Raw genomic sequence first — 20,063 nt, forward strand, 5'->3', positions numbered from 1 at the left:
ACAGGACTATATATAATATTTTTTTACTATCAATGTTTTTTTCTACTATTTTATTTGGAATATAAAATGAAAGCTATACCTTTGCATCGTAATACAAAATGACAATGTAATACAAATAACGATTATGATTAGTATTATTCTACATATCATTAACCTTCTTGGTTTATCTCTTCTCGATGTCGTCGTGCGGGAGTGAAAGAAGAAAGGTATGTAGTTACTTTATGTGAATAGCATAAATAAAATAAAGTAAAAAGACCTTTCTTCATATAGTAGAAAGGTCTTTTTGTATATAAAACGATAAGAATAATGAAACATCAATTGCATAGTGCAACCAGCACACAAGGACGCCGAATGGCCGGAGCAAGAGCATTATGGCGGGCCAACGGGATGAAAGAAGATCAGATAGGAAAACCCATTATCGCTATTGTTAATTCGTTTACACAATTTGTCCCGGGACATGTACATTTGCATGAAATCGGACAAAAAATCAAAACAGAGATTGAAAAATCAGGCTGCTTTGCAGCCGAATTCAATACAATAGCGATCGATGACGGTATTGCTATGGGACATGACGGTATGTTATATTCTCTCCCTTCTCGTGATCTTATCGCCGATAGTGTCGAATATATGGTAAACGCCCACAAGGCAGATGCAATGGTTTGCATCAGTAATTGCGACAAAATCACCCCGGGTATGTTAATGGCAAGCATGCGGCTTAATATCCCGACAATATTCGTATCCGGAGGCCCGATGGAAGCCGGTAACCTAAACGGGCGTTCTCTTGACCTTATCGACGCGATGATAGAATCGGCAGACGAAACTATAAGTGATAAGCAAGTTGCTGAAGTAGAACGTACTGCTTGCCCAACTTGCGGTTCATGTTCTGGGATGTTTACGGCAAACTCCATGAACAGTCTGAACGAAGCCATAGGTCTGGCACTTCCCGGTAACGGCACTATTGTCGCTACCCATGTCAACAGAGAAAAATTATTTATCAAAGCAGCAGCGCAGATCGTTGAGAACTGTTACAAATATTACCGAGATGGAGACGAATCGGTACTACCCCGCAGCATAGCCACACGCAATGCATTCCTTAATGCTATGACTCTCGATATTGCTATGGGAGGATCTACCAATACAGTACTACATCTATTAGCGATAGCTCAAGAAGCCGGTGTCAATTTTACAATGGACGATATAGATCGTCTATCTCGCAAATCACCCGTACTTTGCAAAGTCGCTCCCAACTCACATTATCATATTCAGGATGTAAATCGTGCCGGCGGCATTCTATCCATTATGAGTTTATTAGCAAAACAGGGATTATTGGACACCCATGTGCATCGAGTCGATGGTCTGACTTTGGAACAGGCAATCGCCCGATATGCCATCGACGGGTCAGAATACACAGAAGAAGTTGCCGAACTATGGAAAAGCGCACCCGGTAACAAATATAATCTCAAAATGGGGTCTCAAGACAACCGGTATGACTCTTTAGACAATGACCGCATCAACGGATGCATTCGGGATTTTGAACACGCATACGTAAAAGACGGAGGTCTTGCTGTACTCAAAGGGAACATTGCAATTGACGGATGTGTTGTAAAAACAGCCGGAGTAGATGAAAGCATATTTCACTTTACCGGAAAAGCCAAAGTATTCGAATCACAGGAAGAGGCCTGCAAAGGAATTTTAAAGGGTGATGTCGAAAAAGGTGATGTTGTCGTCATCACTTATGAAGGACCGAAAGGTGGACCCGGCATGCAAGAGATGCTATATCCGACCTCATACATAAAGTCTAGACATTTAGGAAAAGAATGCGCTCTGATCACCGACGGACGTTTCTCCGGAGGAACATCAGGATTATCGATAGGACACATTTCTCCAGAAGCGGCAGCCGGAGGAAATATCGGACTTGTCAAGGATGGAGATATTATCGAAATCGATATCCCGAAACGTACGATCAATGTCAAACTAAGTGACGAGCAATTAGCCGAACGCCGTTCTGCAGAAGAAGCTCGAGGGAAAAAAGCTTTTACTCCGGCAAAGCGAGAACGGAATATCTCTAAAGCATTAAAAGCATATGCAGCTATGGTTAGCTCGGCCGATAAAGGAGCGGTACGTATTATAGAATAAAAGCAATAGTTTTTTGCAGAAAATATTTATATGGCAACAGATAAAATATCAGGATCAGAAGCTTTGATCCGTTCTTTATTAGAAGAAAATGTAAAACTGATCTATGGCTATCCCGGAGGAGCTATCATGCCGGTTTTTGATTGTATGCACAATTACAAAGACAGGCTAAAACATGTTTTGGTAAGACATGAACAAGGAGCGACTCATGCAGCTCAAGGCTTTGCCCGAGTATCCGGTGAAACAGGTGTAGTGTTGGTAACTTCTGGTCCGGCAGCAACAAATATCATTACAGGAGTAGCCGATGCCATGGTAGACAGCACTCCCATGGTTGTTATTACCGGACAAATCAGTTCCTCACTATTAGGTACTGACGCTTTTCAGGAAACCGATGTCGTAGGAATTACTCAACCGGTTACCAAATGGAGTTATCAAATACGCCGTACCGAAGATATTCCTTGGGCCGTAGCAAGAGCTTTCTATATCGCCCGTTCGGGACGCCCAGGGCCTGTAGTACTGGACTTCACCAAAGATGCGCAAGTAGGAACAGCTGAATTTCATTATCAAAAATGCAATTTCATACGAAGCTACAATCCCTATCCCCCAATTAACAAAGAGGAAATAAACCGTGCGGCAACATTAATCAATCAGTCAAAAAAGCCTCTGCTTCTGATAGGGCAAGGTGTCATCTTGAGCCATGCCGAAAATGAAATATTGAGATTAATGGAAAAAGCCGACATTCCTGCAGGCTGCACATTATTAGGACTGTCTGCAATACCGACCGCCCATCGCCTAAATAAAGGGATGTTGGGAATGCATGGGAATATCGGTCCGAATATAAAGACCAATGAATGTGATCTTCTCATTGCTGTAGGAATGCGTTTCGACGATCGGGTAACCGGAGGTTTAGACACGTATGCAAAACAAGCAAAGGTGATCCATTTCGATATAGATTCCTCAGAGTTCAACAAAAATGTTCATGCAGATGTCACTGTATTAGGGGATGCAAAATCCACACTTTCGGCACTGCTCGACAAAGTTAATATAAACAAACATACCGAATGGCTATCGGAATTTGAAATCTGTGAGAAAACCGAATATGAAAAAGTCGTCCGTCCGGAAGTATATCCCGAAAACGGAGCTTTAAAAATGGGTGAAGTAGTCCGGAAAATTTCTGAAGCAACAGGCAACAATGCTATTCTGGTTACCGATGTAGGACAAAACCAAATGATGGGAGCGCGATATTTTAATTATACTCGTACACGAAGCATTGTTACATCCGGAGGTTTAGGAACTATGGGATTCGGCCTTCCCGCAGCCATCGGAGCTAAAATGGGAGCACCCGAACGTACCGTTTGTTTTTTTACCGGAGACGGAGGCATTCAGATGACCATTCAAGAGTTAGGTACAGTCATGCAAACAGGGACAGATATAAAGATCATCATCTTAAATAATAATTTCCTAGGCATGGTACGCCAATGGCAAGAATTGTTTTTCGAAAAAAGATATTCCGAAACGCACATGCTTAATCCTGATTTCAAGGCTATAGCAGCCGCATACGGCATCAAAGGACGCGATGTTACAGACCGTTCTCAATTAGACGAAGCCATTGCCGAAATGATCGCCCACAAAGGAGCATACTTATTAAATGTCGCTGTAGAAGAAGAAGGCATGGTATTCCCCATGATTCCTGCAGGCGGATGCGTTACCGATATTTTATTAAACAGTACTGAAAAATATTAATTGAACGAAGCATATGGAATCTATATTATATACAGTAACGGTATATACAGAAAATCAAGTCGGTCTCCTAAATCAGATATCGATTATTTTCGGTCGCCGCCGTCTGAATATCGAAAGTCTTTCTGTTTCTGCTTCGGCAATCGAAGGGATACACAAATTTATCATTACGACAAACAGCGATCGAGATACGATACAAAAAGTCGTACAACAAATAGAAAAACGCATCGATGTACTCCGTGCATTTTTCTATACCGAAGACGAAATATTCTATCAAGAGGTGGCTCTTTACAAAGTCGCAACAGAAAAATTATTGGACGATAGCGGAATTGAAGAACTTATTCGCCGCCATAACGCCCGAATTCTAGAAGTAAACCGAACTTATACAGTGATAGAAAAATCAGGCCACACGGAGGAGACTCAACAACTGTTCGAAGAATTGAGTAAATTCGGAGTTATGCAATTTGTTCGTTCGGGACGTGTTGCAATCACCAAATCTACCGTGGAACATGTAAGTTTGTTTCTCGAAGCGCAAGAGTGCCGGCGTCTTTCTACCAAAGAATAACATTATGGAGAATGAACAGAAAAAGATAGCAGCCTACATTTATGATCTGGAACCTGCCGAAGGAAATGCTCAACAAGAAATTCCTTTGACCTTATTGGCAAAACGAATACTTGAAACAGCTACATATCATGCAGAGAATTGGGGAGTAGGATACAGTACCTTGATTAAGGAAAATCGTGCATGGGTACTGGCCAGACTGGCAATAGAGATGTCTTCTTATCCGGGTATTTATGACAAATACAAGATTGAAACATGGATCGAAGGTTACAATAAGCATTTTTCTGCACGAAATTTTTGCTTTAGCAATCCTGATGGGGAAATATATGGTTATGCCCGTTCTATATGGTCAGTCATAGACATACAAAGCCGTACTTCGGTAGATATTACCACATTCCGTCATATCGAGAACAATGTTGGAGACAAAGATTGTCCGATCGCCCCGCAATCAAAAATAAAACCGGTAAACGATGAAAAACCGATCATCTATCCTATTCGATACAGCGATATAGACATTAATCGTCACATAAACAGTGTAAAATATATCGAACATATACTCGATATGTTCTCGATGGATATGTATGATGAAAATTTTATCCGCAGGTTTGAGATCAATTATATCAGTGAAGCCCGTTATGGTGACAAATTGAGTTTTTATCGCGAACAACTTGCAGAAAATATTTATACATCGGAAATACGAAACAGCAGTGGAGAAACTATATGTCGAGGAAGAATAGAATTTTCTGAACGTAATTAGAAAGAATATATACAAAAAATTTCATTAACTACTTTATAAATTAAAACATTATGGCAATCATGAATTTTGGCGGTGTTGAAGAAAATGTTGTAACCCGCGAAGAATTTCCTTTGGAAAAAGCAAGAGAAGTTTTGAAAAATGAAACCATAGCCGTTATCGGATACGGTGTTCAAGGTCCCGGTCAGAGCTTGAATCTTCGTGACAACGGATTTAATGTGATCGTCGGACAACGTAAAGATTCTAAAACATGGGATAAAGCCGTTGCAGACGGATGGGTTCCCGGAGAAACATTGTTTGAGATCGAAGAAGCCTGTGAAAAAGCAACCATTATTCAATATTTGCTTTCCGATGCGGCACAAATCGAAGTATGGCCTAAAGTAAAAAAACATCTGACTGCAGGTAAAACCCTCTACTTCTCACACGGATTCGCCATCACATACAAAGAACGTACAGGCATCATTCCTCCTGCCGATATCGATGTAATCCTTATTGCTCCTAAAGGCTCTGGAACTAGTTTGCGCCGTATGTTCCTTCAAGGACGTGGTCTTAACTCAAGCTATGCCGTATTCCAAGATGCAAGCGGAAAAGCTAAAGAAAAAGTCATTGCATTAGGAATCGGAGTTGGTTCAGGTTATCTGTTTGAAACAACTTTCAAACGCGAAGTATATTCCGACTTAACCGGAGAACGCGGTACTCTGATGGGTGCTATCCAAGGTATTTTCGCTGCTCAATATGATGTATTGCGAGCAAATGGACACACTCCGTCTGAGGCTTTTAACGAAACAATAGAGGAACTTACTCAATCTTTGATGCCTCTGATTGCAGAAAACGGAATGGACTGGATGTATGCTAACTGTTCTACCACAGCTCAACGAGGAGCTCTCGACTGGTGGAAAAAATTCCGTGATGCAACTAAACCCGTATTTGAAGAATTATATAGCGAAGTCGCTAAAGGGAATGAGGCTCAACGCTCTATCGATACCAATAGTAAACCGAACTATCGTGAAGGTTTAAATCAAGAGTTAAAAGAACTTCGTGAAAGTGAAATGTGGCAAGCCGGTATGGTAGTACGTAAATTACGTCCAGAAAACAACTAGTTCAACATTTCATAAAAATACAAGAAGCTGAACTCTAAAATTTTTGAGACAGCTTCTTGTATTTTTTATATAAATAATTTCTATTTTCCACTCCATACCAAGAAAGGAAGATATAAAATTTGTATATTACTATATCCCACCTATTATCTGGCAAGTAACATGTCCTATATTATACTTTCCTTCCAGTAATTTCATGAAAAACAAAAAACATTCCCAAAAAGAACTCTCAGTACCGTTCCAAGGGAAATTAAAACAAACTCTAAAACATACAATCTTTAACTGACTGTCTTATAATTCGTTCTACATAACAACCTTTCTTATCTAAAAACAAAAAAACCGCTTATGTGGAAAAAAATGGCCACAATTATGTCAATTAATCCTATTATCTCAAAAAACTCCGGACTAAATTTGTTGTGTTTAAAAATACAATATAGCAATAAAAATATTACACCATACAAAAAACTATGAAAACAAGAAAAATGACTTTATCCAGATTTTTATTGTGTGCATCGATATGTTTTATTTCTTGTGGAAAAGATAACGAAACATTTTCTGCCGGAGGTAATATAGACACATCAGGGAATGGCAATAATAATACACAAATACAAGAAACGGCTTACGCTTTTCCCGGTGCAGAAGGAGCTGGCCGCAATACGACAGGAGGAAGAGGCGGAAAAATATACTATGTCACTTCTCTTAATGATGAACTCAGCGACAACACTACCTTAAGGTACGCTTTGTCTCGAAACGAACCTCGTATTATCATTTTCAAAATATCAGGAACAATCAAACTTAAAAAAGAATTATCTATCGAAAACGGAGACGTAACCATAGCCGGACAAACAGCTCCGGGTGATGGAATATGCCTTGCCGGATATCCGGTAATGATAAAAGCTGATAATGTAATTATCCGTTACATGAGATTCAGATTAGGTGATGCCCAAATGAAAGAAGATATTGCAGCAGGAAAAATAGACGCCACTTATGCAGACGGAGCAGACGCTTTCGGAGGAACAAAAAGAAAAAACATCATGATAGACCATTGCTCTGTCAGTTGGTGTGTAGATGAATGTGCCTCATTTTATGACAATACCAACTTCACAATGCAATGGTGTTTGATTTCGGAAAGCCTCAGACTTTCACTACACAGCAAGGAAGCTCACGGTTACGGAGGAATATGGGGAGGTAAAAACGCATCGTTTCATCATAACTTGTTAGCGCATCATGACAGCCGTAACCCTCGTTTCAACGGTAGCCGGATGTCTGCCCAACCTGATCTTGAAAAGGTCGATTTCAGGAATAACGTTATTTATAACTGGAGAGGAAACAGCAGTTATGCCGGAGAAGGAGGATCTTATAATCTGGTAAACAATTATTATAAACCAGGACCTGCGACCGAAAAAAGTTCTGCAACCGTAAAATACCGAATATTTGCACCGAATGCAGATTTAGGGGAATATAGTAACGGGCAAATGCGTGGTCAATGGGGTACATTTTACATCAACGGGAACTACATGGGAGCAACTACATCAACTGCTCAAGAAGCGAATAACGTATGTAATGACAACTGGATCGGCGTACACCCCGATGAAAGAAATCATTCGCTTCCGGGTGAAACAATTTCCTCTATCAAATCCTCTGTCATGTTTACCGATATGGGAGATGCCACCGAAGTCACTACTCATTCGGCAGAAAATGCATACACCCGTGTATGCGAATATGCCGGATGTTCTTTAGTTCGCGACGCTGTCGACAAAAGAATTATCAACGAAGTAAAGAATGGTACAGCCACTTATAGCGGAGCTAACTATCCGGGTATAATAGATTCACAAGAAACAGTAGGTGGCTGGCCGACACTAAACAGTACCGAGCCTCCGGTCGATACAGATGGTGACGGTATGCCCGATGAATGGGAAAAACAAGTAGGCCTGAATCCGAATAGTTACAATAACCCTAATGCTCACACTTTAAGTTCGGGATATACCGATATAGAAGTTTACCTCAATAGTTTAGTAGAGACCATTACAGAAGCTCAGAATAAATAATAAAACGGAATTGCCGAAAACATTAATTTCGAAAAATCCAGATAAACTTTAAAATAAAAAGAACAGCCGATATATAAATCTCCGGCTGTTCTTCTCTTTTTCTAAGGACCTAAATTTTCCAATGTAGGAAATTCAACCATATCTTCTTTGAGTTTTCTTTCGATCTGTTTTTTATTATGATAATCTGCTATCATACTCATAAAAACAAGAAAACATACTCGAATGAAATCCTCGAATCTGACTTGAGCAAAATTTAGACAGGTTCTAAGAGCCTATTTAAATCTTCATATACAAAAATCAATCAACCTTTTTACTTAAAAATCTTCCATCTTTACTGAAATGTATCTCTGTCTCTTCGGGCTGTGTATTGAGACTTACCTTAAAACCTTTTTTCTGACGTTCAATTTTCTCTACAAAAACACCCGAATAATTCGATTGCAAATAGCTGTAAGAGCGTTGAGGAAGAACGCCTAATATCGATGAAGAAATGCCGCCCTTTTCTTTCTGGATCTCAGTCCAATTTCCAGCCCGATCAAATTCCAGTTCATAGCCGTTGGCCATTCGTACATCAAACTGTGTCCAAGGAGACTCAACTTCACATTTAACAACCTTTACCCCTTTAAAATGGGTATGAATAAATTCTTGAGCCATTTTCGGCAACTTTTCAAAAGGAATCGGTTTTTCCGAGCCTTTCGTGGCTGAAAAGGCCAATACTGCACTGGCCAGAAAAACCATGAGCATCATCATTTTTTTCATAATCTATCGTATTTTTATGTTTCTACGTTTATTAAAAACAAAATAAAGGATAGAATGTTTATATCTTATAAAACAAAAGAGAGGTGTTTTTTTGAATAATCACAGTAAATATAACCGCTTTTTAAGCAATAATATTTATTTTTATAGCATGATTCATTTTAAACGACCTGAGTTCGAAAATACGAAATGAAGAAAATTTTTAAATATTGCTTTATATCCATAGGAATATTATTCCTGACTTTACTAATATTGCCTTTCACATTATATATTCCGGCAATACAAAGCTGGGCGAAAGACCTGGCGACAACGTATGCTTCGAAACAATTAAACATGAGTATCGCTATTGAACGCATACGTCTCAAATTTCCGTTAAATTTGGTTTTGGACAACAGCAAAATTATCACCGCCGAAGGTGATACTATGTTATATTGCGATAATCTGCAACTTGATGTAAATTTCCGATATTTATTACAAAAAAAAGTCCAAATAGAGAAATTTTCATTCCAAAACACTCATTTTCATTATAATGACACTATATCACAACTCAATCTAAAAGGAGATGTCGGACTATTAGCTCTCAATGCAAAACCGGTAGACCTTGGAAATGAACGAGTTGAAATCCCGAATATAGAACTTCGAAACGGAACTGTATCATTAGACTTGGGAGAAAGCGAACCCGATACGACAAGCAGCGAATCAAATCCCATTCTATGGATACTCGATATAAAGCAATTGCAATTAGAGAACATTGCTTTCGGCATGACTACATCACCCCAAACAAGCGATTTGCAAGTTAAAGTCGCATCAGCTTTACTAAAAAAAGGCATCGTTGATTTAGGGAAACAGTTTGTGGGAGTAGAATCGGTTACAATATCCGAGGCAGGATTTAGCTATCTGAACGACACAACATCAATGTCTCCCGTTCAACCGGAAACGGCAGAAACAGATACAGCAACATCTCTCCCGTGGACAATCGATGTGCAATCTCTTCAATTAAAAAATAGTTCGGGAACATACGGTCTCATGCATCATATTCCCCAACAAGGATTAGACCCTGACTATATTCAATTATCGGGACTAAACCTTGGCGTAAACTCTTTTTATAATAAGGGAAGTGAAATAAAACTCAAATTACAACAGTTGGCATTTACCGAACGTTCCGGATTATCGGTCTTACGAACGCAGGGAGACTTCGATATGAATTCCAAACAAATCTCGTTAAGCGGATTCAGTCTGAAAACTTTTCTTTCCCAAATAGATGCGGATATAAAAGTAGGAGGAGATATAATCGAACAAAAAAACGAAAGTCCCGTTTCCGCATTGCTTTCTTTACGAGTCGCCATGCAAGATATTTATGCCTTGTATCCCGATTTACAAAAAGAAATAGCCTTACTACCGATAGAAACCTTAAAAGCCAACACCCATATAACAGGGTCATTAGGGGAATTAGATATAAAACAATTTGACTTAACATTACCCGGGCGATTCCTCTTTTCCGGAAAAGGTACAATGAATGAAATTATAAATTCTGACAAGTTAAATGGAGCATTTTCTTGGCAAAGCACTCTTGTACATAGCTCTTTTGTTAAAAATATTTTTCCAAAAGATCTGAACGATCAGATAGATATCCCTAACGGAATAATATGCAACGGATCTATACGCATGAATGGGAAACAATATTCTCCTTCTATTTTATTGAAAATCGGAGATGGAAATCTTTCTGCTAACGGGCAAGTCAATCTTGCTTCAGAGGCATACAAAATAGATATGGACGCATCTCAATTCCCCATAAATTCATTTTTACCGAAAGATTCTTTGGGATGTTTAAGCATGTATTTAAAAGGAGAAGGAAAAGGCTTCGACCCTTTATCAGTTAAAACCTATACAGACATAGCTCTCACGATAGATCGGTTCGATTATAAAAAATATGATTACACCGACCTCATCACAACGCTGCATCTAAAAGACGGTATTCTAACGGGTGTTCTATCCAGTAGCTCCGAAGCCTTAAATCTCCACATGGACATCTCAGGAAACTTATCTCCCGAAGAATACAAAGCTTATATCATCGGAGAAATAAAAAACATCAATACATGGCAAATGGGATTTACCGATACTCCCCTCAGCGTCTCAACACAATTAAATATTTCCGGCAGCGGAAATTCCAAAGGAGAATATACATTAGATACCGAACTTCATAATCTGCAAATAGAGGCCGATCAAATAAACGGAGAATTTAAAAGTCTTGCGCTACAAGGAGAATTGTTAAATGACAAAATACAAGTTAACTTCAAAACTCCCGATATTTATGTTTCTTTCTCATCTCCTTCTGGATTAGACGAATTTTTAAAACGAATAAATGAAACAAACCGGCTTATTTCAGAACAGATCGAGAAACAAAGTATAGATATAGAAACCTTACAAAAAAATCTTCCTCGTCTGGAATTAAAAGCTGATATCAAATCGGATAAAATCCTCAATAATTATTTAGAGAGATACGGAATTCAAATGAATTCTGCAAATATGGACATTTCTATTCTCGAAGATAAACCATTCAGTCTTTCGGCATTCGTCGATAAATTGACTACCGGAGGCATCAATTTAGATACGATTTCATTTAAAGCTCGACAAGATAGTGCTCGATTATTATACGGATTGCATATCGGAAACAAATCGGGAAATCTGGATCAGATTGCATCTTTAGGATTTAACGGATATATAACCGACAATCATCTACGTTTAAGATGTTTGCAACGAAACCGACAATCAGAACAAGGATTCCGTTTCGGATGCGATGCCTACATACAAGATTCTTTGGTGCACATTACATTTGCCCCGACCGATCCTATATTGGGATTTTCGACATGGACGCTAAATGAAAATAACTATTTCGATTACTACTTCGATAAACACATGGCCGCCAATATCAATATGGAGAACGGAGAACAACGCATATCTTTACAATCGACAACCAACCGTCGCGGCAGACCGGGAGCACTAAATATCAACATGAAAGGACTTGACATAGCTTCATTACTCAGCTCCTGGCCTTTAGCACCACCCGTTGCCGGGAAACTATCGACCGATTTGGTCCTCGATTTTCCGAAAGAGCAAGTTAACGTATCGGGAGATATCTCCATTGCAGAATTATTATATGACAAACAGCGAGTCGGTAACATCGATCTGAACATGCGATACAGGCTCAACGATGAAAACAGGCAACAAGTACGATTAGGGTTATTGGTAGACCAAAAAGAGGCGCTTGCCGTAAAAGGATACTACCAACCGGACACTACAAACGCTATACAACTAAAACTCCAGCTATTATCATTGCCTCTTGCAATAGCCAATCCTTTTTTACCTGCAGATGTATCAAAGATCGATGGAGCACTTAACGGAGAAGTAGATATCTCCGGGAAAACAGATGCCCCCATAGCGTCTGGATATCTGCAATTTGCAAACACATTTATATCTGTTCCGATGATCGGAACTTCATTCGGACTATCCGACAAAAAAATAGAAATTATAGAGAATGATGTCGTACTGAATAACTATGCTATAAACGGACCGAATAAACAGCCCCTTACGATAAACGGAGATTTAAATTTACGGGATTTTTCAAGGATAATGACAGATATTACAATAAAAGGTTCTGATTTTCAAATGATCAACGTTCCCAAGAATAATAAAACAATGTTATACGGTAAGGCCAATGCCGATTTGGACATTTCTGTCAAAGGAGCTATCGATGAGTTGAAGCTACGAGGAAATATCGGATTATTAAACGGGACAGAGGTGACTTATGTCATGAGAGATTCTCCATTGGAGCTTAAACAACAAGCTAATACCAATATGGTCACATTCGTATCTTTCAATGATAGCACGGCTTTGGCCGACACTCTTTCTGTAACTGCTGCTAAAATAAGCGGGATGGACATTCTCATGAATGTAGATATTGCCAACGAAGTGAAAATGGCAGTAAATCTCTCCGCCGACGGAAAGAATCGCATAGATCTCAAAGGCGGAGGAAATCTTACTTATACAATGAATACTCTCGGAGACAGCCGGTTTACAGGAAAATACGAATTGACTGGGGGTACAGTCAGATACAATCCACCGATCATTTCCGAAAAGTTATTCAATATACAACAAGGCAGCTTTGTTTCATGGAGTGGAGATATAGCCGACCCCAGTATGAATATCACAGCAATAGAGCCTCTGAGGATTTCAGTCACAGAAAATGATAATAATAGTCGTCCGGTTACTTTCAATGTTATTATCAACATCAAAAATACGCTCGAAAATCTCGCAATCACATTCAATGTTTCTGCTCCGGAAGACCTGACTATTCAAAACGAACTCACTGCTATGACTGCAGAACAAAGAGCTACCCAAGCCATGAATCTGCTTATCTACAATACATATAGTGGTCCAGGTACATCGACATCATCGAGCCTGACATCGGGAAATCCTCTAAATTCATTCATACAGAAAGAACTGAATCAATGGGCTCAAAACAATCTGAAAAATATCGATGTAAGTTTCGGAATCGATAGCTACGACGATACGATGAACGGCGGACAAGGGACACGGACCGACTATTCGTATAAAGTTTCTAAAACTCTGTTCAACGATCGTTTTAAAGTAATCATCGGTGGAAGTTTCAGCCCGGATGCTGCAGCAGATGAAAATCTGAAAGAAAATCTTGTCGATGATATTTCTTTAGAATACAGACTCGATAAAAGAGATAACATGCTTATCAAAATTTTCAGACATACAGGTTACGAAAGCATTTTAGAGGGAGAAGTGACACAAACCGGTGTCGGGTTCGTTGTCAGAAAGAAATTACTCAAACTGTCGGAACTTTTCCGATTAAGTAGCCGTAAAGAGAAGAAAGAGACAAAATGATGAAAAAATATATAGCGAACATAATTATTATATTATCGGGTATAGTTTTCATAACCGGTTGTTCCACGACAAAAAGATTGGGAGAAGATGAGGTTCTCTATACCGGAGTGAAAAAAATGAAAATAGAACCGATAGAAGGCGTTAAAGTCGACGGAGATGTAATCTCTGCCGTAAAAGATCCTTTATCCGTTCCTCCTAACAATCCGCTATACAGTCCTTACTACCGTACCCCATTTCCTTTTGGATTATGGGTTTACAACAATTTTGTTCCTAAAAAAAATAAAGGATTCAAGCATTGGTTTTACAATAAATTCGCTAAAGAACCTGTGCTCATATCCGGTGTACAACCCGAGTTGCGTATTAAAGTCGTCGAAGATATTTTAGCAAATTACGGATATTTCGGAGCTGAAGCCAGTTATTCATTACTCTATAATAAAAAAAACAAGAAAAAGGCGAAAATCAGCTACTCTGTAAAAATTCCGCAAGCATGGACCTATGGCAGCATTTCCTATCCGAAGCCGACAGACGGAATTACACAATTGATTGACAGCACCAAAGCTCAGTCCTTACTACGAGTCGGATCTCAATATAATGCAGATTCCCTGTCGGCAGAGCGAACGAGAATCGCTACTCTCGCACGAAACAACGGATACTACTATTTTCGTCCTGAATATATAGAATACCTGGCAGATACAACACAAGAACATTTGAAAGTCAACCTTCGAATGATTATAAAAAAAGGCATTCCGACAATGGCTCTGAAAGCATATACTGTGGGCAAGATAGACATATCATTACAAAATTCTACCGGAAAAGGCATTTGGGATACCATATATTATAAAGATATGAAAATGGCATACCAGAAACCGCTAAGAGTCAAGCAATCTATCATGCCGTCAAATATAACTTTACGTCCGGGGCAAGTATATTCGGTAACCGAACAAGACCAATCTCAGACCAATCTAAGCAGGCTGGGTATATTCCGATATATAAATCTAAATGTTACGCCCATAGATTCCTTACGGGGAGCAGACTCTCTCAATGTACAAATAGACGGAGCTATGGACATTCCCCTCGAATCGGAGTTCGAAATAGACGTTTCCTCTAAATCGAACAGTTTTATCGGTCCGGGAATGATTTTCGGAGTAAATCATAAAAATATCTTTAGAGGGGGAGAAATTTTAAGTGTAAAACTGAACGGATCATACGAATGGCAAACCGGGAAAAAACAAAGCGGATCGAAATCGTCTCTTTTAAACTCCTATGAAATAGGTCTAAATGCAAACCTATCATTTCCTCGACTATTAGTACCCAAATTTATTCCCCGACCTCAAAAGTATGGCGCACGTACCAACTTTCAATTAGGTACGGATCTGATGAACAGACCACATTTTTTCCGAATGATTTCATTCAATGCCTCAGGAGGATATGAATTTCAGACGTCAGACGTCAGTTATCATAACCTAACTGTTTTAAAACTAACTTATAATAAACTGCTGAACACGACTAAAAATTTTGATGAAACCATGGATAAAAATCCGGCCATAGCCCTTAGTTTCAGAAATCAGTTTATTCCGACAATAAGTTATACCTATACATTCAATAAATCGTTCGGTAGAAAAGGCAATAATCGTATTTTATGGCAAACAAACGGAACTCAAGCAGGAAATATACTCGCCGGAGTAATGGGGTTATTGGGAGACAAAGGTGAAAAACATCTGTTCGGCAATCAGTTCTCCCAATTTGTAAAGGGAAGTACCGAATTGAAATATTATCGTCGCCTATGGGGAGATAACTGGCTGGCATCCCGTTTTCTTGTAGGTGCAGGACATGCCTATGGAAACTCAAAAGTAATGCCGTATAGTGAACAGTTCTATATCGGTGGAGCAAACAGTATCAGAGCTTTCACAATACGGACATTAGGACCAGGTAGCTATCGACCGCCACAAGACAATCCCAATGCTTATTTTGACCAAACCGGAGATTTCAAGTTAGAAGCTAATATAGAATTTCGGTTTAAGATTATAGGAGATCTGCATGGAGCTATATTTATGGACGCAGGAAATATCTGGCTATTAAAAGAAGACCCGCAACGTCCCGGAGGAAAACTGACATTAAAAAGCTTCGGAAAAGACATTGCTTTAGGTACCGGATTCGGGCTACGTTATGACATTAGCTATATCGTATTACGAGCCGACCTCGGCATAGGTTTGCATACCCCTTATCCCAATCCCGATAAGAAAGGATACTATAATCTATCCAGTTTTAAAAACAGTCTGGGATTCCATTTGGCTATCGGATATCCGTTCTGATATTAAACACAAATAAAATTTTAAAGGGAACAAATATGTGTATCTTCCATTATTTTAATGACCATCGATTTTTAACTGAACACTCCGCTTAAATATTGCTTAGTCAATTCATGCTTAGGATGATTGAACAATTCGTCTGCAGTCCCTTGTTCTATCATCTCACCCATATACATAAATACTACATAATCAGCGATACGCAAAGCCTGACGAAGCGTATGAGTTACCATAATAATTCCATAACGCTCACGCAATTTCATAAACAGATCCTCTATATTTTTACTGGAAATAGGATCAAGGGCGGACGTTGACTCATCCGCTAAAATAAATTGCGGTTCGACAGCCAAACCTCTTGCCAGACACAAACGCTGTTGCTGCCCGATAGAAAGAGCCGAAGCAGGAGTATGTAAACGATCTTTCACTTCATCCCACAAACCGGTAGCATGAAGGTATTTTTCTACAACCTTATCTAAAGTTTTTTTATTTCTCATGCCATGTATCCGACAACCGAACGTAATATTATCATAAATAGACATAGGCAACGGCGTTGGACGCTGAGAAAGTAAACCTATCTTTTTACGAATATGCGTAATCTCAGCTTTTTTATCGTAAATATCCTCTCCGTCCACAAAAACACGTCCCTCCACACGTACATGTTCGGTCGTATCTATCATTCTGTTTATACTTTTCAGCAATGTCGTTTTTCCACACCCCGAAGGACCTATAATACAGGTAATTTTTTTATCATGCAGTTGTAAGCTTATGTCTTTCAGAATATGATTATTCTGGATATAAATATTCAATTTTTCTATATCGATCGTAGCATCTTTTTTCGTATCCGATCCTAAATTTAACTCTTCTCCAATCTTATCAGAAGCGGTTTTACTAACATTATTGCGCCACTCTTCAAAACGATTAAAAGCATTTGTGAACTTAGAACTGTCTTTCTCCATTATTTTATTTTATTTTTTGAGAATCTATAAGTAATCATCCGACCTATAATACTTAATATCAATACGATAATAGTTAACAAAAGAGCTGCAGCATAAGCCCGCTCCCGTACTTCAGGAGTAGGACTGCTTAATTGGAAAAATATAGAAAGCGGAAGAGTTGCTGCCGGTTGATTCAACGAAGTAGGTATGCTATCGGTAAAACCGGCAGTAAACATGACTCCGGCAGCATCACCGATAGCTCGACCGACAGAAAGCAATGTTGCTGTCGCAATTCCCGGAGCAATCTGTCGTATAGCAACTTTAATAGCTTCTAACCGAGTCGCTCCGAGCGAATAAGTAGCATCAAGCAATTCTTTAGGCAATTGTCTGGCAACTTCATCCATCGACCGGACAAATATAGGAATAATCAACAATGTTATTACAATAATACCTCCCAACAAAGAGGTTCGTAATCCGAAAAAAATCATAATCGTAAATGCAAATGCACCATACACGATAGATGGAATTCCATATAATACATCAAAAGACAAACGTGTTAAATTCGCCAACTTTGAATCTTTTTTCAAATAAATATTGACAAAAAATACTATCGGAATACTGATGCACAAGCCTAATACAGTAGAAGCCCCGACAATATACACAGAACCCACAATAGCATTCAAGACTCCACCTTCTTTTCCTATATAAAAACCTCCACCCGGCAATTTCGTCACCATATCCCAAGACATAGCCGGCCATCCGTTTTTAATAATCGTTATCAGAATACTCCCTAAAAATGCAAAAACCAATAATAAAGAGAGCACCATCAAAACATAAAATATCTTCTCTACAACAAATTTCATTTTCATTTTAGCCCCCCCCCCTTACAACTTAAATTTTTTCTCGACATGCTGCAACATCATTCGTGATGCTAGATTGAACACCAAAATGATAAAAAATAAAATAAATGCTGCGAACATCAATGCCGATTCATACAAAGGCAACGACAACATTTCTCCATAATTATTAGCGATAAGAGCCGGAAGAGGGTAACACGGATCAAAAAGGGAATGCGGAATCTCTGCATAATTTCCACAAACCATCAATACCGCGATTGTCTCTCCGAAAGCCTTAGAAATAGCCAACACTACTGCAGCAATTATTCCCGGCATCGACTTTCGAAGAATTACTTTAGTCGATATTTGCCATTTAGTCGCACCTAAAGATGCTGCCGCATCCCTATAATCCTGAGGAACAATAGTAAATATTTCGATAAAAAGGCTTACCAAAATAGGCAATATCATTACCCCAAGTACTATCCCGCTGGCCAATACAGTATATCCGCTAGTATATTCTACAAAATGAGGTCCTAACTTATCCGCAATCCAAGGCACGATAATTAATGTACCCCATACACCGAATACTACGGAAGGAATTCCTGCCAAAATATCCAATACAGGAAAAATGACCCGTTTTGTCCAAGAATGAGCATATTCGGAAAGATAAATTGCCGATAACAAAGAAATAGGCAATGCAATAAGTATAGAAAGAGCGGTTACCGCCAAAGTACCTATAATGAACGGAAGGAATCCGAATTCTTCGCTTAAAGGTTTCCAATCGGCATTGGTCAATAAATCCCATAAGGAATGTTCATTCAATATCATCCGAGACTTCATATAAAGCCCCACTCCCATAAAGACCAATACAAGCAATGACAAAACCGTCAATATAAACATAAACGATTTTGTCATTTTATCCTTTAATAATCTTTTTCTCAACAAAGAAACAGCCATCATTCTATTTTTTCAGTTTAGCAAGCTCCTGATTAATCGTTGTTTTAGACAAACCTATATATCCGGTAGCATTAGCATACTTCTGACCTTCAGTCAATATATATTTTATAAATTCAATAACTTCAGGCTTTTTAGGAACTCCGTTAGAAACTAAAAACAGATTACGTGCAGGAGGAGAAGGATATTTTCCGCTAACTATGGCTTTAATCAATGACAAACTGTTATCATAAAAATTTTCTTCCGGATCTATTTTCCCGTTTCCATTAACATCCAATGGAATAATGGCAAGTCCGGCATAAGGTCGTCGGGTTTTCTGATCATAAGCATAAGCTATATTATTGAATCCTATCCCAACCTTATCTTTTTGTACGGCCGAAGCCACACCCGGATCTCCAAACACTGCAGTTCCCTCAAGGTCTTCTTGTCTTTTCCCGAACCAAGCAGCCCAAGTCTCCGCCGCTCCGCAAGCATCAGAACGGGTATAAACATGCACAGGCACTTTGGAGGTAGTACCCAACACATTTCCCCATGTCTTACATTTTCCACTCCACAAACTCAAAGCTACATTACGCTTAAGCCCTTTAGCTTTAATATCCCGAATTAAAGGATTGGCAGCATTGACAGTAGGTACTACCGCATCTTTAACAACAGCAAAAGCAACTGCCCCTTTTTTAAATTCGACATCATGAACATCTCTGGAAACCATTCCGAGATCGACGACTTTAGCTAAAGCGTCCGTCATTCCTTTTCCAGCACCACCTCCAGAAATATCAATACGCACATTCGGATGTATTTTTTTAAATTCTTCCGCCCATTTAACCACCATAGGATACAAAGCAAAAGCTCCGGATAAGGATATTTCGCCTTTCAAATTATCTTTTGTCTGAGCTTTTACCGGTTGCGCCAAACCTCCTATATATACAGCTAACAATAATCCGACAAAGGTTCTTTTCATACATATATATTATTTAATTATCACTCTATTTCTAATTCTGAAAACGACATGATCATTTTTACGGGCTTCCGATACC

At 39.0% G+C, this 20,063-nt stretch carries 13 protein-coding genes; 8 read left to right on the top strand and 5 right to left on the bottom strand.

The window, feature by feature from the left end; all coding sequences use genetic code 11:
* Positions 1-306 precede the first annotated feature (306 nt).
* The 6 genes from ilvD to AC1WHX_RS03505 all read left to right on the top strand — a co-directional run bounded on the left by ilvD (position 307) and on the right by AC1WHX_RS03505 (position 8,334).
* Positions 307-2,136 carry a dihydroxy-acid dehydratase gene (gene ilvD, locus AC1WHX_RS03480; protein ID WP_122337831.1) on the top strand — a complete coding sequence of 610 codons (1,830 nt, stop codon included), beginning with the start codon at positions 307-309 and terminating at the stop codon, positions 2,134-2,136.
* Between the two features lie 30 nt (positions 2,137-2,166).
* The gene (gene ilvB, locus AC1WHX_RS03485) at positions 2,167-3,876 is read left to right on the top strand and encodes a biosynthetic-type acetolactate synthase large subunit (protein WP_022389596.1); all 1,710 of its coding nucleotides are present in this window, start codon (positions 2,167-2,169) and stop codon (positions 3,874-3,876) included.
* Between the two features lie 13 nt (positions 3,877-3,889).
* Complete coding sequence (gene ilvN / locus AC1WHX_RS03490) at positions 3,890-4,438, top strand: acetolactate synthase small subunit (RefSeq protein WP_009317740.1); 549 nt, start codon at positions 3,890-3,892, stop codon at positions 4,436-4,438.
* A 4-nt stretch (positions 4,439-4,442) separates the two neighbouring features.
* On the top strand, positions 4,443-5,192 hold the full coding sequence (locus AC1WHX_RS03495; RefSeq protein WP_278584979.1) for an acyl-[acyl-carrier-protein] thioesterase: 750 nt from the start codon (positions 4,443-4,445) through the stop codon (positions 5,190-5,192).
* A gap of 50 nt (positions 5,193-5,242) precedes the next feature.
* The gene (gene ilvC, locus AC1WHX_RS03500) at positions 5,243-6,289 is read left to right on the top strand and encodes a ketol-acid reductoisomerase (RefSeq protein ID WP_009317742.1); all 1,047 of its coding nucleotides are present in this window, start codon (positions 5,243-5,245) and stop codon (positions 6,287-6,289) included.
* A 464-nt stretch (positions 6,290-6,753) separates the two neighbouring features.
* Positions 6,754-8,334, top strand: a complete 1,581-nt coding sequence (locus AC1WHX_RS03505) for a pectate lyase (protein WP_481228855.1) — start codon at positions 6,754-6,756, stop codon at positions 8,332-8,334.
* 297 nt (positions 8,335-8,631) lie between these two features.
* Here AC1WHX_RS03505 and AC1WHX_RS03510 read toward each other — a convergent pair whose 3' ends face one another.
* Positions 8,632-9,090 (bottom strand): PepSY-like domain-containing protein, encoded by a 459-nt coding sequence (locus AC1WHX_RS03510; protein ID WP_475679272.1) that lies wholly within the window; start codon positions 9,088-9,090, stop codon positions 8,632-8,634.
* A 186-nt stretch (positions 9,091-9,276) separates the two neighbouring features.
* Here AC1WHX_RS03510 and AC1WHX_RS03515 point away from each other — a divergent pair, with 186 nt between their 5' ends.
* Together AC1WHX_RS03515 and tamL are read left to right on the top strand one after the other, a co-directional pair.
* Positions 9,277-13,998: a translocation/assembly module TamB domain-containing protein gene (locus AC1WHX_RS03515; RefSeq protein ID WP_481228856.1), complete on the top strand. Its 4,722-nt coding sequence runs from the start codon at positions 9,277-9,279 to the stop codon at positions 13,996-13,998.
* A complete protein-coding gene (gene tamL / locus AC1WHX_RS03520) occupies positions 13,998-16,310 on the top strand; it encodes a translocation and assembly module lipoprotein TamL (protein ID WP_022389602.1) in 2,313 nt (770 codons plus the stop codon). Before AC1WHX_RS03515 ends, tamL begins: the two co-directional genes overlap by 1 nt.
* Positions 16,311-16,381: 71 nt before the next feature.
* On the opposite strand, the gene AC1WHX_RS03525 is transcribed toward tamL, so the two are convergent.
* From AC1WHX_RS03525 to AC1WHX_RS03540, 4 genes are read right to left on the bottom strand one after another with little or no spacing between them, the layout of a single operon-like run.
* The gene (locus AC1WHX_RS03525; protein ID WP_022601486.1) at positions 16,382-17,260 is read right to left on the bottom strand and encodes a phosphate ABC transporter ATP-binding protein; all 879 of its coding nucleotides are present in this window, start codon (positions 17,258-17,260) and stop codon (positions 16,382-16,384) included.
* A complete protein-coding gene (locus AC1WHX_RS03530; protein ID WP_031258663.1) occupies positions 17,260-18,108 on the bottom strand; it encodes a PstA family ABC transporter permease in 849 nt (282 codons plus the stop codon). The genes AC1WHX_RS03525 and AC1WHX_RS03530 overlap by 1 nt, the downstream gene beginning before the upstream one ends.
* Positions 18,109-18,123: 15 nt before the next feature.
* Positions 18,124-18,990, bottom strand: a complete 867-nt coding sequence (pstC, locus tag AC1WHX_RS03535; RefSeq protein WP_256998645.1) for a phosphate ABC transporter permease subunit PstC — start codon at positions 18,988-18,990, stop codon at positions 18,124-18,126.
* A gap of 46 nt (positions 18,991-19,036) precedes the next feature.
* Positions 19,037-19,987: a PstS family phosphate ABC transporter substrate-binding protein gene (locus AC1WHX_RS03540; RefSeq protein ID WP_022389606.1), complete on the bottom strand. Its 951-nt coding sequence runs from the start codon at positions 19,985-19,987 to the stop codon at positions 19,037-19,039.
* Positions 19,988-20,063 lie beyond the last annotated feature (76 nt).

The organism is Coprobacter sp. (assembly GCF_982436375.1).

Excerpts from the sequence above, each read along its gene's own strand:
- AC1WHX_RS03530 (WP_031258663.1), bottom strand. The coding sequence starts at position 18,108 with ATGAAAATGAAATTTGTTGTAGAGAAGATATTTTATGTTTTGATGGTG.
- AC1WHX_RS03510 (WP_475679272.1), bottom strand. The coding sequence starts at position 9,090 with ATGAAAAAAATGATGATGCTCATGGTTTTTCTGGCCAGTGCAGTATTG.
- AC1WHX_RS03540 (WP_022389606.1), bottom strand. The coding sequence starts at position 19,987 with ATGAAAAGAACCTTTGTCGGATTATTGTTAGCTGTATATATAGGAGGT.
- AC1WHX_RS03515 (WP_481228856.1), top strand. The coding sequence starts at position 9,277 with ATGAAGAAAATTTTTAAATATTGCTTTATATCCATAGGAATATTATTC.
- AC1WHX_RS03505 (WP_481228855.1), top strand. The coding sequence starts at position 6,754 with ATGAAAACAAGAAAAATGACTTTATCCAGATTTTTATTGTGTGCATCG.
- AC1WHX_RS03495 (WP_278584979.1), top strand. The coding sequence starts at position 4,443 with ATGGAGAATGAACAGAAAAAGATAGCAGCCTACATTTATGATCTGGAA.
- ilvC (WP_009317742.1), top strand. The coding sequence starts at position 5,243 with ATGGCAATCATGAATTTTGGCGGTGTTGAAGAAAATGTTGTAACCCGC.
- ilvB (WP_022389596.1), top strand. The coding sequence starts at position 2,167 with ATGGCAACAGATAAAATATCAGGATCAGAAGCTTTGATCCGTTCTTTA.
- ilvN (WP_009317740.1), top strand. The coding sequence starts at position 3,890 with ATGGAATCTATATTATATACAGTAACGGTATATACAGAAAATCAAGTC.
- ilvD (WP_122337831.1), top strand. The coding sequence starts at position 307 with ATGAAACATCAATTGCATAGTGCAACCAGCACACAAGGACGCCGAATG.
- tamL (WP_022389602.1), top strand. The coding sequence starts at position 13,998 with ATGAAAAAATATATAGCGAACATAATTATTATATTATCGGGTATAGTT.
- AC1WHX_RS03525 (WP_022601486.1), bottom strand. The coding sequence starts at position 17,260 with ATGGAGAAAGACAGTTCTAAGTTCACAAATGCTTTTAATCGTTTTGAA.
- pstC (WP_256998645.1), bottom strand. The coding sequence starts at position 18,990 with ATGACAAAATCGTTTATGTTTATATTGACGGTTTTGTCATTGCTTGTA.